This window comes from Pseudomonas fluorescens (assembly GCF_041354075.1).
Classification (GTDB): domain Bacteria; phylum Pseudomonadota; class Gammaproteobacteria; order Pseudomonadales; family Pseudomonadaceae; genus Aquipseudomonas; species Aquipseudomonas fluorescens_CE.
The window spans coordinates 60,616-73,233 of sequence record NZ_JARZGC010000003.1 but is presented as its reverse complement, the minus strand read 5'-3'; the positions used below and the strand labels follow the sequence as shown (position 1 = coordinate 73,233).

General features: G+C 59.6%; 12 protein-coding genes, 1 tRNA gene and 1 pseudogene. 7 read left to right on the top strand and 7 right to left on the bottom strand.

Annotated elements, in window-relative coordinates:
- Window positions 1-21: 21 nt before the first annotated feature.
- Window positions 22-537 (bottom strand): cell envelope protein SmpA, encoded by a 516-nt coding sequence (locus tag QIW53_RS04585; RefSeq protein ID WP_371048498.1) that lies wholly within the window; start codon window positions 535-537, stop codon window positions 22-24.
- 320 nt (window positions 538-857) lie between these two features.
- Between QIW53_RS04585 and mgtE the strand changes: the two genes are divergently transcribed.
- Window positions 858-2,300 carry a magnesium transporter gene (gene mgtE, locus QIW53_RS04580; RefSeq protein ID WP_371048497.1) on the top strand — a complete coding sequence of 481 codons (1,443 nt, stop codon included), beginning with the start codon at window positions 858-860 and terminating at the stop codon, window positions 2,298-2,300.
- 101 nt (window positions 2,301-2,401) lie between these two features.
- On the opposite strand, the gene QIW53_RS04575 is transcribed toward mgtE, so the two are convergent.
- Window positions 2,402-2,728 (bottom strand): Arc family DNA-binding protein, encoded by a 327-nt coding sequence (locus tag QIW53_RS04575; protein ID WP_371048496.1) that lies wholly within the window; start codon window positions 2,726-2,728, stop codon window positions 2,402-2,404.
- Between the two features lie 385 nt (window positions 2,729-3,113).
- On the opposite strand from QIW53_RS04575, the gene phnN reads away from it, so the two are divergent.
- On the top strand, window positions 3,114-3,680 hold the full coding sequence (phnN, locus tag QIW53_RS04570; protein WP_371048495.1) for a phosphonate metabolism protein/1,5-bisphosphokinase (PRPP-forming) PhnN: 567 nt from the start codon (window positions 3,114-3,116) through the stop codon (window positions 3,678-3,680).
- On the opposite strand, the gene QIW53_RS04565 is transcribed toward phnN, so the two are convergent.
- Together QIW53_RS04565 and QIW53_RS04560 are read right to left on the bottom strand one after the other, a co-directional pair.
- Window positions 3,655-3,834: a PA3371 family protein gene (locus QIW53_RS04565; protein ID WP_371048494.1), complete on the bottom strand. Its 180-nt coding sequence runs from the start codon at window positions 3,832-3,834 to the stop codon at window positions 3,655-3,657. The two genes, phnN and QIW53_RS04565, sit on opposite strands and share 26 nt — an antisense overlap.
- Before the next feature lie 23 nt (window positions 3,835-3,857).
- The gene (locus QIW53_RS04560; protein WP_371048493.1) at window positions 3,858-4,091 is read right to left on the bottom strand and encodes a hypothetical protein; all 234 of its coding nucleotides are present in this window, start codon (window positions 4,089-4,091) and stop codon (window positions 3,858-3,860) included.
- A gap of 293 nt (window positions 4,092-4,384) precedes the next feature.
- Between QIW53_RS04560 and QIW53_RS04555 the strand changes: the two genes are divergently transcribed.
- Window positions 4,385-4,461: transfer RNA gene (locus QIW53_RS04555), tRNA-Arg, on the top strand.
- Window positions 4,462-4,829: 368 nt separating this feature from the next.
- Here QIW53_RS04555 and QIW53_RS04550 read toward each other — a convergent pair.
- From QIW53_RS04550 to QIW53_RS27270, 3 genes and pseudogenes are all read right to left on the bottom strand, one after another.
- A complete protein-coding gene (locus tag QIW53_RS04550) occupies window positions 4,830-5,360 on the bottom strand; it encodes a hypothetical protein (RefSeq protein WP_371048492.1) in 531 nt (176 codons plus the stop codon).
- A 206-nt stretch (window positions 5,361-5,566) separates the two neighbouring features.
- Entirely contained in the window at window positions 5,567-6,430 is an 864-nt protein-coding gene (locus QIW53_RS27275) for a methyl-accepting chemotaxis protein (protein WP_442439641.1), read from the bottom strand.
- A pseudogene (locus QIW53_RS27270) lies at window positions 6,425-7,207 on the bottom strand (MCP four helix bundle domain-containing protein); the annotation flags it as partial. The pseudogene QIW53_RS27270 and the gene QIW53_RS27275, both read right to left, overlap by 6 nt.
- 409 nt (window positions 7,208-7,616) lie before the next feature.
- Between QIW53_RS27270 and QIW53_RS04540 the strand changes: the two are divergent.
- The 4 genes from QIW53_RS04540 to QIW53_RS04525 all read left to right on the top strand — a co-directional run bounded on the left by QIW53_RS04540 (window position 7,617) and on the right by QIW53_RS04525 (window position 12,378).
- Complete coding sequence (locus tag QIW53_RS04540) at window positions 7,617-9,008, top strand: c-type cytochrome (protein WP_371048490.1); 1,392 nt, start codon at window positions 7,617-7,619, stop codon at window positions 9,006-9,008.
- 3 nt (window positions 9,009-9,011) lie between these two features.
- On the top strand, window positions 9,012-9,566 hold the full coding sequence (locus tag QIW53_RS04535) for a sugar dehydrogenase complex small subunit (RefSeq protein ID WP_371048489.1): 555 nt from the start codon (window positions 9,012-9,014) through the stop codon (window positions 9,564-9,566).
- Window positions 9,563-11,197, top strand: a complete 1,635-nt coding sequence (locus QIW53_RS04530) for a GMC family oxidoreductase (protein ID WP_371048488.1) — start codon at window positions 9,563-9,565, stop codon at window positions 11,195-11,197. Before QIW53_RS04535 ends, QIW53_RS04530 begins: the two co-directional genes overlap by 4 nt.
- Before the next feature lie 134 nt (window positions 11,198-11,331).
- On the top strand, window positions 11,332-12,378 hold the full coding sequence (locus QIW53_RS04525; protein WP_371048487.1) for a LacI family DNA-binding transcriptional regulator: 1,047 nt from the start codon (window positions 11,332-11,334) through the stop codon (window positions 12,376-12,378).
- The last annotated feature ends 240 nt before the right edge of the window (window positions 12,379-12,618 follow it).

Below are 12,618 nucleotides of genomic sequence, written 5' to 3'. Positions count from 1 at the left end.
CATACAACAGAAAGCCCGCGTCTAACGACGCGGGCTTTCTGCTTTCCGGGATTCAGCTTTTCCTTTCGTGCATCCCTTCTCATCGAATTCGACATGAGCACTGCGACCCCGCCGGGTGTCGTAACGGTAACTCGTGGCAGCGTTGCGCACGGTAATCCTGTCGGGCCTGCCGAGCGCGCTTTCGACGTCCTGCCGGCTCATGCCCGCGACAATCCGCTGGTTGATGATGGCTTCCCGGCGTTCCCGGGCGCTGATCACATTGCCGCAGGCGTCCTCGTTCTGACCGACGACCGTGGGCTGCTTTCGCAGGTGCTCGGGTGCCTTGCGAGGTTCGGCTTCCGGCATCAGCGTGACCGTGCTGCCAGGCGTGAACGTGCGCACCTCCTGCAGTGAGAGCCTGTCCCCGGTGGCGCAGCCCTGGGTGGTAAAAGTGATATGACCGCCGCTGGACTCGCATCGGTGAACCGTCGCGGCCCCTGCAGGGATCGGCAGGCAGAGCAGGGTGGTCAGCAAAAAAGAATGTGCATCCGATGGCATCAATCGTCCTCCATGACGGTCTGATTCAAGGTTAGTCCGTACATTTTTCAGCGCGGGTGTGTTTTCTTTTCAGAATGAGTCGTCGCATTTTTATGAATCAGGATGACGCTCAGGTTTGTCTCGCAAGCGCTTGTTTCAGCCAAGATTTTTTAACGTTAAAAACCGTCGGGCGGTGTATCATTGCGCCCGTCAGCCCCGCCGGGGCTTGTGGAATACCTCCATGGACTTACCCAGTAGAAATTCAGTAAACCGTTGTTCCAATCAAGAATTGACTGATTGATCCTCCCGGCGTGCTCCGCTGCTGGGAGTGGAGTTCGCCTATGTCCGAAATTGAAGTAAAGAAAACTCAAGACAGCCTGCAGGACCGTCTCGCGCAGGTCGTCGAGTTGTTGCAGCGCCAGCGCATGGTCGAAGACCTGACGCACCGCGAGCAAGGCCCGAACCAGGACCGGGTCGAGAGCCTGGTCCACCGGCAGAATCTCGTCGAGCTGCAACGCAAGCTCGATGACCTGCACTCCGCCGACGTCGCCTACATCCTTGAAGCCCTGCCGCTGGACGATCGTCTGACGCTGTGGCAGTTGGTCAAGGCCGACCGTGACGGCGACATCCTGCTCGAAGTTTCCGACGCGGTCCGTGAAACCCTGATCGCCGACATGGACGATCACGAGCTCCTGGCGGCGACCAGGGACATGGATGCCGACGAACTCGCCGACATTGCCTCCGAGCTGCCGCGTGACGTCGTTCATGAGCTGATGGAAACCCTCGATGCGCAACAGCGTGAGCGCGTTCGCTCCGCGTTGTCCTATGACGAGGAGCAGGTCGGTGCGCTGATGGACTTCGAGATGGTGACGATCCGTGAGGATGTCAGTCTCGAAGTGGTCCTGCGTTATCTGCGTCGGCTCAAGGAGCTGCCGGGGCACACCGATAAACTGTTTGTGGTCGATTACGACGGCATCCTCAAGGGCGTGTTGCCGATCAAGCGCCTGCTGGTCAACGATCCGGACAAACAGGTCTCGGAGGTCATGGCCAGCGACCCGGTGAGCTTCCACCCTGACGAAGACGCCTACGACGCCGCCCAGGCGTTCGAACGTTATGACTTGATCTCGGCGCCGGTGGTCGACAAGAACGGCAAGCTGATCGGCCGTCTGACCATCGACGAAATGGTCGACCTGATTCGTGAAGAGAGCGAAAGCGAAGTTCTCAACATGGCGGGTCTGCGTGAAGAGGAAGATATTTTCGCCTCGGTCTGGAAGTCCCTGCGCAACCGCTGGGCCTGGCTGGCGATCAACCTGATCACCGCCTTCATTGCCTCTCGCGTGATCGGTCTGTTTGAAGGTTCTATCGAGAAGCTGGTGGCGCTCGCGGCCCTGATGCCGATCGTGGCGGGCATTGGCGGCAACTCCGGTAACCAGACCATCACCATGATCGTTCGCGCCATGGCGCTGGACCAGGTGAGCACCGGCAATACCTCGCGGCTCATGCGCAAGGAGCTGGCGGTGGGCCTGATCAATGGCCTGGTATGGGGTGGGGTGATTGGTGTGGTCGCCTACATGCTCTACGGCAGTTGGTCGCTGGGCGTGGTGATGACCGCCGCCATGACGCTGAACCTGCTGCTGGCCGCGTTGATGGGGGTGCTCATCCCCATGACCCTGGCGCGCCTGGGGCGCGACCCGGCGATGGGGGCCAGCGTGATGATCACGGCCATGACCGACAGCGGCGGCTTCTTCATCTTCCTGGGGCTGGCAACGATCTTCCTGCTCTGACCCGCTTGTACTTGAAACCCGCCATTGGCGGGTTTTTTGTGAGTGAATTTCAGGCGAAAAAAAAAGCCAGCGATCAGGCTGGCTTTTAAATTTCGGGTGGATCAGGAAGCGTCTGCGGCCATTTCGGCATCATGGGCAATCAGCGAGACAAGGGCGTTTTGCTGGCGATGGGAAAGTTGGCGGAAGCGTTGCAGCAGTTCGCGTTCATGCAGAGACAGCTCCGGGCTGTCAAGGCGCATGCTCAGCTCGTCACCCAGTGCGCCTTCCTGAATAAGACTCTGCTCCAGGCGCGCAATGATTTCGGAGTTCATGCTGCGATGGTGATTGCGGGCCACCTCGGCAATGCGTTCACGCATTCCGTCTGGCAGACGTACGACAAACTTGTCAGCCGTACGGCTGGAATAAATTGCCTGTTTCGCTGGGCGCATATATTTAACCGGTTAGTTCAGGGGAGCGGTTCTCGGGATTGGCCGCACGATGTCAGTTAGGACAAGCGCTCTGGCCAAATGTTCAACCTGAATTGAAAGAGGCTCGCATCATGCCTCAAAGTAGCCAGTTCATTGGCGTCAATTCTGTGACAAATATTGAACCGGATAAAGGCTTTTTGCCAGCACCAATTATCAGAAATGCGGACTGGTTTGAAAAGCGAACCCGGATCCGTATCACTGGCCGCGTCCTGTTGCCCGACAGGCGGTGTCGGAAGACCTCTCGAGGGCAAACAATGCGAACTGCTTCACATTTCCTTATCTTATACAGAATAGTGGCAAATGGCCGATTTACTAGTGGCAATTCGATCATAGAGGCTGATTCAGGATGGATGGCAGGCTGATTTACCTGATGGGGCCGTCCGGGTCCGGCAAGGACAGCCTCATCGACGCCGCGCGACGGCGTTTGCAGGCGCGAGGCTGCGAAGTGGCGCGCCGGATCATCACGCGTTCGGCGGAAGCGGTGGGGGAGGATGCCATTGGCGTTTCTCGCGAAGAATTCGCGCGCCGCCAGCAGCAAGGGGACTTCGCGCTGCATTGGCATGCCAACGGTCTGGACTACGCGATCCCGGCGTCGATCGACCAATGGCTGATTGCCGGGCGCGATGTGCTGGTCAATGGGTCTCGAGGACATTTGAATCAGGCGCGGGTCCGTTACCCAAGGTTGCTGCCGATTCTGTTGACGGTGACCGATGACGTGCTGCGCGATCGGCTGCTACAGCGTGGGCGTGAAAGCCTGGCGGAGATTGAGGCGCGGTTGCTGCGTAATCGGATGTTCGGGGACGATGAGGGAGATGGCCGCATTCATCACCTGGACAACTCCGGCGACCTGGCTGCGACGGTCGAACATTTACTCAGCGTGTTGCGAATCAGCGCAGAACAGGATCGAACTTGATCCGGCGACCGGCAATCAGCGCCAGCACGAACAGGAATGAGAACACACCACAGGCAATCAGCGCTGCGCTCACCGGCGAGTCCTGCGCCAGAGACAAATGAAGAATGCCGCTCAGAAGAGCAAGGATGAAAAATCCTGCGGCTGACTTGGACATGCTGTGCTCCTTCGGTGATAGGGTCAAAATACCAGGCGTTCGGAAGAGGGCGCCGGTGACGAATAACTGTCCTGGGTGACGGCTTGGCCGATCACGTTCTGCTGGTCACCCTGCACTGCCCATTGCGGCGCCTTCTGCAATTGCAGGTAGTGAGGCATGTGCTGGGCGACGGATTCGGCGCCGTTTTCAGGGGCCAACTGAAACCCCAGCACAATCGCCAGGGCGACGGCATTCGAGACTAAAAGGGCGCTGTTCATGAGGCGGGCCTCCATTGTTCTTTGCGAACAAGGAAAGCAGCCGTCGTGCCAACAGTCTAACGTCTATTAAATCATTTAAAAACAATACGTTAGATTAGTCTGGAGGTGAGGCCGCATTGCAATCTGCATTGATAGCATTTTGCAGTGATGCAATTTGCCCGACAAACAATTCCCACCTTGCAGGAGCGCGCCTGCCTACACTTAAAAAGCCCCACGGACGACATGACAAACGCGGGCATGCCCGTTAACATGCACGCCGTCCATCGCGCCGCGTTCTCTCGTGGCCGACTCGTGTCTCAGTAGCTCAATTGGATAGAGCATCCCCCTCCTAAGGGGAAGGTTGCAGGTTCGAACCCCGCCTGGGACACCATCTAACTCTGGCCTTTCGAGTCATTCTGCTGGCAATCGATTTGTGGGTGATTGCAGGGTGGTAGCGCAGGTCAAAAAAAGCCCCGCCGGGCAGTGTTCGGGCGGGGCTTTTTTTCATTCAGGTGTAGTAGCCAAGTCTCTGGCCCTGAGCAGCGTGCTGGTTGAGCAGTTGACACGTCGAGCCGTCGCACCAACACCAATGAGGTGACTCCGTAGCTGGCAGGTAATACCTCTGCGTACCATATGTCAGCGCGGTCGCTTGGGAGCCTCAGATGGCCGTGGCGAGTTGGGGCGAGGCTTGTCGTCTCGCACAAAGCGCATTGGCGGAGGGGGCGGTGGTGGTGGCTTCTGCGTTGTCATTTCGATCACCTAAGGATGGTGGAAAACGTAGAACGGAACGAACGATAACAGTGCAAACAGGATTGTCGCCGCCATGAACGTGGAAAGCTCATTCAAGTACTCCAGGCGGCGATCATTGTTCAGTGCGTTCGTGGTTGCTCCCGTGACGTATTGATTGTAAATGAATATGGACATCTGCTTGTTCGTCTCCTCCTCGCCATCATCGAAATCTGCGTAGAGTTTCAGCATCTGTACCCTGTACGCGTCGATATCTTCCAGAGTGGAAAGGGCTTTATCGAAGACTCGAAGATTCCATGCTCGCCAGAAATTCCAGACGCCCACCGCCAGACATATGCAGGCATACCAGTAGGAGATCCAGAAAAACACGCCCACGCTGCCATCGGCAGTGGAGGGCGCCTTGTGAAGGGGGTAGGAGAAGAAACTCAGCAAGGCGACCAGGATTGCAAGCGGCAGGCTTAAACGCGCTATCAGTTTTTCTTTTCTTTCCAACTCGTAGTAATAAACCTTTTCTGCAAAATCGAGTCGCTCCTTGTCATCCATGTGATCGTCATCCCTTGTAATCGACCGAGAGGCTTGGCTGCAGAGGGGCATTGGCCATTCTGGTTTCAAGGGTATGACCCTCCCGGCAAGGAGGCAGAAAAAAGCTGTACGCTCTGTGTCCTTGAGGACACCATCTTCATCCCGCCAGGTCAGCGCATTGCACGCTGACCTTTCGCCCAAACATTCTCAGTCGAATTATCGAGCCATCACAACCGAAACCGACTCACCAACGTATTGAACGACGCCGCCAGATTCGACAATTCCTGGGTCGACGCACTGGTCTGGTGTGCACCCGCCGCCGTTTGCGTGGACAGGTCCTGGATGTTGACCAGGTTGCGATCCACTTCGCGGGCCACGTGGGCCTGTTCTTCGGAGGCGGTGGCGATGACGAGGTTGCGGTCGTTGATCTGGGAGATGCCGTCGGCGATCAGCTCCAGTGCCTGGCCCGTGGCCTGTGCCAGGGTTTGGGTTTCGCTGACCAGCGACTGGCTTTTGCCCATGGCACCTACGGCTTCGTCGGCGCTGCTGCGCACGCTGTTGATCATGCCTTCGATCTCGCCGGTGGAGGCCTGGGTTCGGGCCGCGAGGGCGCGGACTTCGTCGGCGACCACGGCAAAGCCGCGGCCCTGTTCACCGGCCCTGGCCGCTTCGATGGCGGCGTTCAGTGCCAGCAGGTTGGTCTGCTCGGCGATCCCGCGAATCACATCCAGCACCTTGCCGATGTCCCGCACCTGTTCCGCCAGGTCCTTGACCATGGTGGTGGAGGTGGCGATTTCGGTGGTGGCGTTGTTGATCGCCGAGACCGCGTTTCGCGCCTGGTCGCGGCCATTGCTGGCTTGCAGGCTGGTCGCCTGGGACGCTTCCGAAGTGGAGACGGCGTTGCGCGCGACTTCTTCCACGGCGGAGGTCATTTCCGTGACGGCGGTGGCTGCCTGTTGAATCTCGTCGTTCTGGCGAATCAGCCCGCGACTGCCATTGTCCGTGACAGCGGTCAGCTCTTCGGCGGCGGACGCCAACTGGTCTGCAGCGCTGGCGATCTGCTCGATGGTGCTTTTCAGGCTGCCCTGCATGTCGGCCAGTGCCGTGAGCAGTTGGCCGGCCTCATCGCGACCGGTGCTGGTGATGTGCTGGGTCAGGTCACCACCGGCGATGCTGCGGGCGCTGGCCACGGCGTAGGCGATAGGGCGGCTGATCAGGCGACTGATGAACAGGCCAAGCAGGATCGCGGCGAGGAAGGCCAGCACGATGCCGATGTAAAGCGAAGTCTTGGCGGACGATTCCGACTCGATCGATTTTTTCGCGGCTTCGCTGACTTGCTTGTCGTTGGAGTCGGTCATGATGGTCAATTCGTCCATGACCACGCGGTAGGTCTTCTGCAAATCACCCATGAGCAAGGCGCGGCCGTTCTCCAGGTCGCCGGCCTTCATCAACTCCAGGTACTTCTGCACGATCGCCTGGTACGTCGGCCAGACTTTTTCCATCCGGTCGCCGGCGGCGCGTTCGTCGTCCGCCAGCTTGGTTTTGCGGTATTCGACGAAGGCTTTTTCGCTGGCCTGCTGGTTGGCTTTCATGGAGGCAAGGAATTCATCCTTGGTGCTCTGCGGCAAGCCGGCGGCCGTGGCGACGTAGAGCCGGTACATGTCTCGAGTCTGTCCGACTGCCTTGATCTTGGTCTGGCCGATGCCGGCGACCGCGACCAGGTTGTTGTTGAACACCGACCGCAAGCTGGTCGATAGCTCGCTCACCCCGTTGCTCCCCAGCACGCCGACTCCCAGCGTGATGAAGGCGCACAGCGCAAAGGCTGTGATCAGTTTGGTCGAGAGTTTTGCGTCATTGATCCAACTCATAAGGCATCCTGCGGGCATGTGAGGGGAGAGGCGTTTTCGGGGTGGTCAGAAAACGCAAGTCGTCGTACGTCTTTCGGCAAAGTTGTCCAAAACTGAAGGGTCATCAGCCGTTTTTTAGCCATTTCCTGTAACAAAAAATCGCCCACCGATGCCGTAAGCGACGCATGGTAAGACGCGGAATTTTTCTCAACAATCTTTGTAAGCAGCGATCTAGAGCATTCAGCACAAATATACAAAAGATGGCACTTGGCCTTTTCTTCTTGTTGCCAAGTGTTACATTGTGTGAAATATTCCCCGCAAATTCATACGACATCGTACCTCTTGATCTTGATTTTCTAGATGAAGGGGACAGGTGTTCCTGTTTTTCACAGCCGTGAAAAAACCAAAGCAGTTGCCTGGGGAAGGACTCATGCCGCGTCGCATTGATAAAGGAAAAAGCAGGGCCTATGCCTTTGCAGGATTGATCACCCTGGGGCTCGCCACGGCCGGCACGGCCAATGGCGAGTCGCTCGACAGCGACTCGTCCGCTGGCAAGCGCCTGGCCGTAGCCGCTGACTGTGTGGCGTGTCACACCGCACCGGGCGGGAAAGCGTTTGCCGGTGGCTACTCGCTCAGCTCGCCGATGGGCACCATCTTCTCGACCAACATCACACCTTCGAAAACCGCCGGTATCGGCAACTACACCGCCGAGCAATTCGCCCGTGCGGTACGGGATGGCGTGACGCCGGATGGCACCCACCTGTATCCGGCGATGCCGTACACCTCCTATTCGAAAATGACCGACAGCGATATCGCCGCGCTCTACGATTACTTCATGCATGAAGTGCAGCCGGTCGACACGCCGAACCGCAAAACCGCGCTGGATTTCCCGTTCAGTGTGCGTGCTTCGATGATGGGCTGGAACGCGTTGTTCCACAGCGACAAACGTTTCACGCCGGACCCCGCGAAGTCGGCCGAGGTCAACCGGGGCGACTACCTGGTCAACGGCCTGGCCCACTGCGATACCTGCCACACCCCGCGCAACGTGCTGATGGCGGCGGACAGTGGCAAGCCGCTGGCCGGCGGCTCGCTGGGCAGCTGGTATGCGCCGAACATCACCTCCGACAAGGTCAGTGGCATTGGTGCCTGGTCGAGCGACGAGCTCGTGGCGTACCTGCGCACCGGGCACGTCGAGGGCAAGGCCCAGGCCGCTGGCCCCATGGCCGAGGCGGTCGAGCACAGCCTGCAATACCTGAGCGACGCCGATCTCAAGGCCATCGCCGCTTACCTGCTGCAAACCACGCCGATCAAGACCGGTGAAGCCAAGGCCCGGCATGAATACGGTCAGGCGTCGGTCGATGAGTTGACCCTGCGTGGCGGCAAACCCGAAGACAACCCGGGCTGGCACATCTTCAGCGGCACCTGCGCCAACTGCCACCAGCCAAACGGCCAGGGCAACAAGGAGTTTCCTTCGCTGTTCAACAACACCGCCACCGCCCGCAGCGACAACCTGATCGCGGCCATCGTGTATGGCGTGCATCGCGAAGTCGGCGGCGTGGCCATCGACATGCCCGGGTTTGGTCCGGACGCGCTGTTCACCGATCGCCTGAATGATCAGCAGATTGCCGACGTCAGCAACTACGTGCTGTCGCGCTACGGCAATGCCGACCGTGTTGTTTCCGCCGCCGATGTGGCACAGGTCCGCGAAGGTGGCCCGAAGGCGCCGTTGGCGGTGCTGGCCAAATTCACGATCCCGGCAATCATCCTGGTGTGCGTGCTGATCGGCCTGTGGGTGATTGCCCGCCGCCGCAAGGGAGCCTGAGTAATGGACACTTCTATGACGCACAAGCAAGTACCGGTTCAAGCCGAAGCGCCGACGGGATTCTCCCGGCGCAATCTGTTGCGCGGTTCCGTGGCCCTGGGGCTGACGGCGCTGGTCAGCGGCGTAATGCCGTGGCAGTCGGTGCTGGCGGCGCAGGTCTCCAGCGACGACTTCATCGCGCTGTCGCAGTTTCTGGTCAGCCGCCCTGTGAATCCGGTGTTGGCCGCGCGTTACTACGCCGCGCTGGACAAGCGCGCGCCGAACTTCTCGACCAATGCCATCGCGCTCAAGCAACTGATCGCGGCCAAGGGCTACAAGCACGTCGATGAGTACCTGGCGCAGCCCGACGCGGACGCCTCGTTGAAAGCGACGGCGACCAGCATCATCTCGGCCTGGTACCTGGGCATCGTCGGCGAGCCGGCGGATGCGGAGCTGGTCGCTTATTCCCAAGCCATGATGTACCTGCCGACCCACGGCATTCTCATCATCCCAACTTATGGCGGCGGCCCGGCTACCTGGGGCGCCAAACCAGCAGCTATTCAGGATTCGAAAATATGAGCAGCGATCAATTCGATGCCGATGTGGTCATCATCGGCTCTGGCGTCATGGGCGGCCTGATCGCTACCGGTCTGGCCAAGGCGAACAAGTCGGTGATCGTGCTGGAGGCCGGTCCTCGGGTGAATCGTCGTGACATCGTGGAGACGTTCCGCAATGCCCCGGTCAAGCTGTCGCTGGCCAACGCCAAGCTGCAGGGTGCCGGTTCGCCGTACCCGAGCCTGCCCCACGCGCCGTCCACCTATGGCGACTACCTGCAACAGGTCGGCCCGGTGAAATACAACACCTCCTACCTGCGGGTGGTCGGTGGCACCACCTGGCACTTCGGCTCGTCCCTGTGGCGCATGCTGCCCAACGACTTCCGCCTCAAATCGCTCTACGGTCGTGGTCGTGACTGGCCGATCAGTTATGACGAACTGGAGCCGTTCTACGCCCGTGCCGAACTCGAACTGGGTGTTTCCGGCGTCGATGGTCAGGATGAAAGCGGGCAGGGCGGCGACGCGTTCCCGCCACGTTCGATTCCATACCCGATGGAAGGGCTGAAACCGAGCTACATGTTCAAGCGCCTGTCCGAGCTGTTGAGCAAGGGCGGCTACAACCCGATCCTCGAACCCAATGGCCGGGCCACCCGTCCCTACGGCAAGCGTCCGCCGTGCGCCGGCAACAACAACTGCAACCCGGTGTGCCCGACGGCCGCCAAGTACGACGGTTCGATGCACATCGACGAGGCCGAGCGCCATGGCGCCAAGGTGCTGGACAACTCGGTGGTGTACAAGATCGAAGCCGGCGATGATGGCAAGATCACCGCCATCTGGTACATGCGCCCCGACAAGTCCACGCACAAGCTGACCGCCCGCGCCTTCGTGCTCGCAGCCTACGGCATCGAATCGCCGAAGCTGCTGCTGATGTCGACGTCGGAAAAATACCCGAACGGGATCGCCAACTCCTCGGACCAGGTCGGCCGCAACCTGATGGACCACACCGGCATCAGCATGAACGTCATGACCAAGGAAGACATGTGGCCGGGCCAGGGGCCGACGCAATTGCTGGTCTACCTGAACAGCCGCGACGGTGCCTTCCGCGAGCAGTATCCGAGTTACAAGATCAAGGTGCGCAACACCGTGCCGACCTCGCAGATCACCTCGAACCTGATCGCCAAAGGCGTGCTGGGCTCCAAGCTGGATGAGCAGATCCAACTGCAATCGGCGCGCTCGCTGAACTGGGCCGTGGACTTCGAAACCCTGCCGCTGCCGGAAAACCGCGTCACGCCGAGCAAGACCAAGTTCGATGCAATCGGTTTGCCGGTGCCGGAAATCTACTACAGCGTTCCGGACTACTGGCACGCCGGCAAGGAGAAGGCGCTGGAGGACTTCAAGCAGTTCGCCAAACTGCTTGATGCCGATATCGTCAGCACTGACGTGGGCTTCCAGAACCGTCAGCACATCATGGGCACGACCATCATGGGCGACGATCCGAAGGACTCGGTGGTCGACCGCGATTGCCGCACCCATGACCACCCGAACCTGTTCATCGCCGGGACCAGCGTGATGCCATCGTCCTCCTGCGTGAACCCGACACTGACAGGTGCGGCGTTGAGTATCCGCATCGCCGACGTGCTGGTGGGCGAGGTCTGACTCGCGGGTTGTCCCGTGCGTTCGAAATAAAAGCAGTATCGTGAATAATCAGCCCGGCTTTGTTAAGTTGGGCGCCTTCACCTACTGCTTTTTTTGCGACGCCAGGAAACTGCGCCGCGTATTCGGAACTGTTCATGGCCAAGAAACCCGCAGCGCTCTCCACTGACCCATCAGCCGCCAGGACGCCGTCCAGCCTGACGCTGATCGATGTGGCCAAGGTCGCCGGGGTTTCGCCGATGACCGTGTCCAGGGCGTTGCACCGGCCGGAACTGGTCTCCGAAAACACTCGCGAAAAAGTCCGTGAAGCGGTGCGTCAGACCGGTTATGTGCCCAACATGCTGGCCGGTGGTCTGGCCAGTAACAAAAGCCGCCTGGTGGCTATTTTCCTGCCGACCATCGCCAACTCCATTTTTGCCGACACCGTGCAAGCGCTGATGGACCGTCTGACCCAGGCGGGCTACCAGACGCTGCTGGGCCTGACCGGTTATTCGGCGGAACAGGAAGAGAAACTCCTCGAAGCCGTCCTCGGACGACGCCCCGATGGCATCGTGCTGACCGGCACCCTGCACACCGAATCCAGTCGCCTGCGCCTCGCGCAAGCTGGCATTCCGGTGGTGGAGGCCTGGGACCTGAGTGAAGATCCGCTGGACATGCTGGTGGGTTTTTCCCATGAGAAAGTGGGGGAGGCGACCGCCCGGCATCTGGTCGCCAAAGGCTACAAGCGCTTTTCCGTGGTGAGCATCAGCGATCACCGTGGCTTGCGTCGTTGCCACAGCCTGATGGCCGAGCTCATGCGACTGGGCGTTGAAGAAGTGCCCATGGAAGTCCTCGCGCCACCGGCGACCCTGGAAGTCGGACGCGAAGGTCTGCAACGGCTGCTGGATCAGCCCACGCCGCCCGAGGTCGTCGTCTGCAGTTCCGACACCGTCGCCCAGGGTGTGTTGGCCGAAGCCGCCAGTCGGGGGTTGAAGGTGCCGCAAGATCTCGCCGTGATGGGATTCGGCGACCTGAGCAGCGCGGCACACGTCTATCCCGCCTTGTCCACCGTCAGCGTCGACGGCAAAACCATCGGCCTGCGTGTGGCCCAAGCGCTTCTGGAGCGTTTCGAAAACCCGGCGTCCCAGCATGATCCGGTGCGCATCGACACCGGTTTCACCCTCATCGACCGCGCCAGCACCTGAACTGAACATCGGTTTGGCGACAGGTGCATGGTTGAATGATTGCGCAATCAGTGTAGTATCGATTCGAAGGTCGCCCTGTTTTGCCGAGGGCGACCTTTTTAAAAGCCAATAATGATTGCGCAATCATCGGCTGTTCACGGGATCTTCAAGGGCCATACGGATTCACCGCTACAACTCACAATAAGGAAAACAACAAGTGATCAACCCCACGCAGTCGATAGCGAAGACCAACGTCCGCTA

Excerpts from the sequence above, each read along its gene's own strand:
- QIW53_RS04585 (WP_371048498.1), bottom strand. The coding sequence starts at position 537 with ATGCCATCGGATGCACATTCTTTTTTGCTGACCACCCTGCTCTGCCTG.
- mgtE (WP_371048497.1), top strand. The coding sequence starts at position 858 with ATGTCCGAAATTGAAGTAAAGAAAACTCAAGACAGCCTGCAGGACCGT.
- QIW53_RS04575 (WP_371048496.1), bottom strand. The coding sequence starts at position 2,728 with ATGCGCCCAGCGAAACAGGCAATTTATTCCAGCCGTACGGCTGACAAG.
- phnN (WP_371048495.1), top strand. The coding sequence starts at position 3,114 with ATGGATGGCAGGCTGATTTACCTGATGGGGCCGTCCGGGTCCGGCAAG.
- QIW53_RS04565 (WP_371048494.1), bottom strand. The coding sequence starts at position 3,834 with ATGTCCAAGTCAGCCGCAGGATTTTTCATCCTTGCTCTTCTGAGCGGC.
- QIW53_RS04560 (WP_371048493.1), bottom strand. The coding sequence starts at position 4,091 with ATGAACAGCGCCCTTTTAGTCTCGAATGCCGTCGCCCTGGCGATTGTG.
- QIW53_RS04550 (WP_371048492.1), bottom strand. The coding sequence starts at position 5,360 with ATGGATGACAAGGAGCGACTCGATTTTGCAGAAAAGGTTTATTACTAC.
- QIW53_RS27275 (WP_442439641.1), bottom strand. The coding sequence starts at position 6,430 with ATGCAGGGCAGCCTGAAAAGCACCATCGAGCAGATCGCCAGCGCTGCA.
- QIW53_RS04540 (WP_371048490.1), top strand. The coding sequence starts at position 7,617 with ATGCCGCGTCGCATTGATAAAGGAAAAAGCAGGGCCTATGCCTTTGCA.
- QIW53_RS04535 (WP_371048489.1), top strand. The coding sequence starts at position 9,012 with ATGGACACTTCTATGACGCACAAGCAAGTACCGGTTCAAGCCGAAGCG.
- QIW53_RS04530 (WP_371048488.1), top strand. The coding sequence starts at position 9,563 with ATGAGCAGCGATCAATTCGATGCCGATGTGGTCATCATCGGCTCTGGC.
- QIW53_RS04525 (WP_371048487.1), top strand. The coding sequence starts at position 11,332 with ATGGCCAAGAAACCCGCAGCGCTCTCCACTGACCCATCAGCCGCCAGG.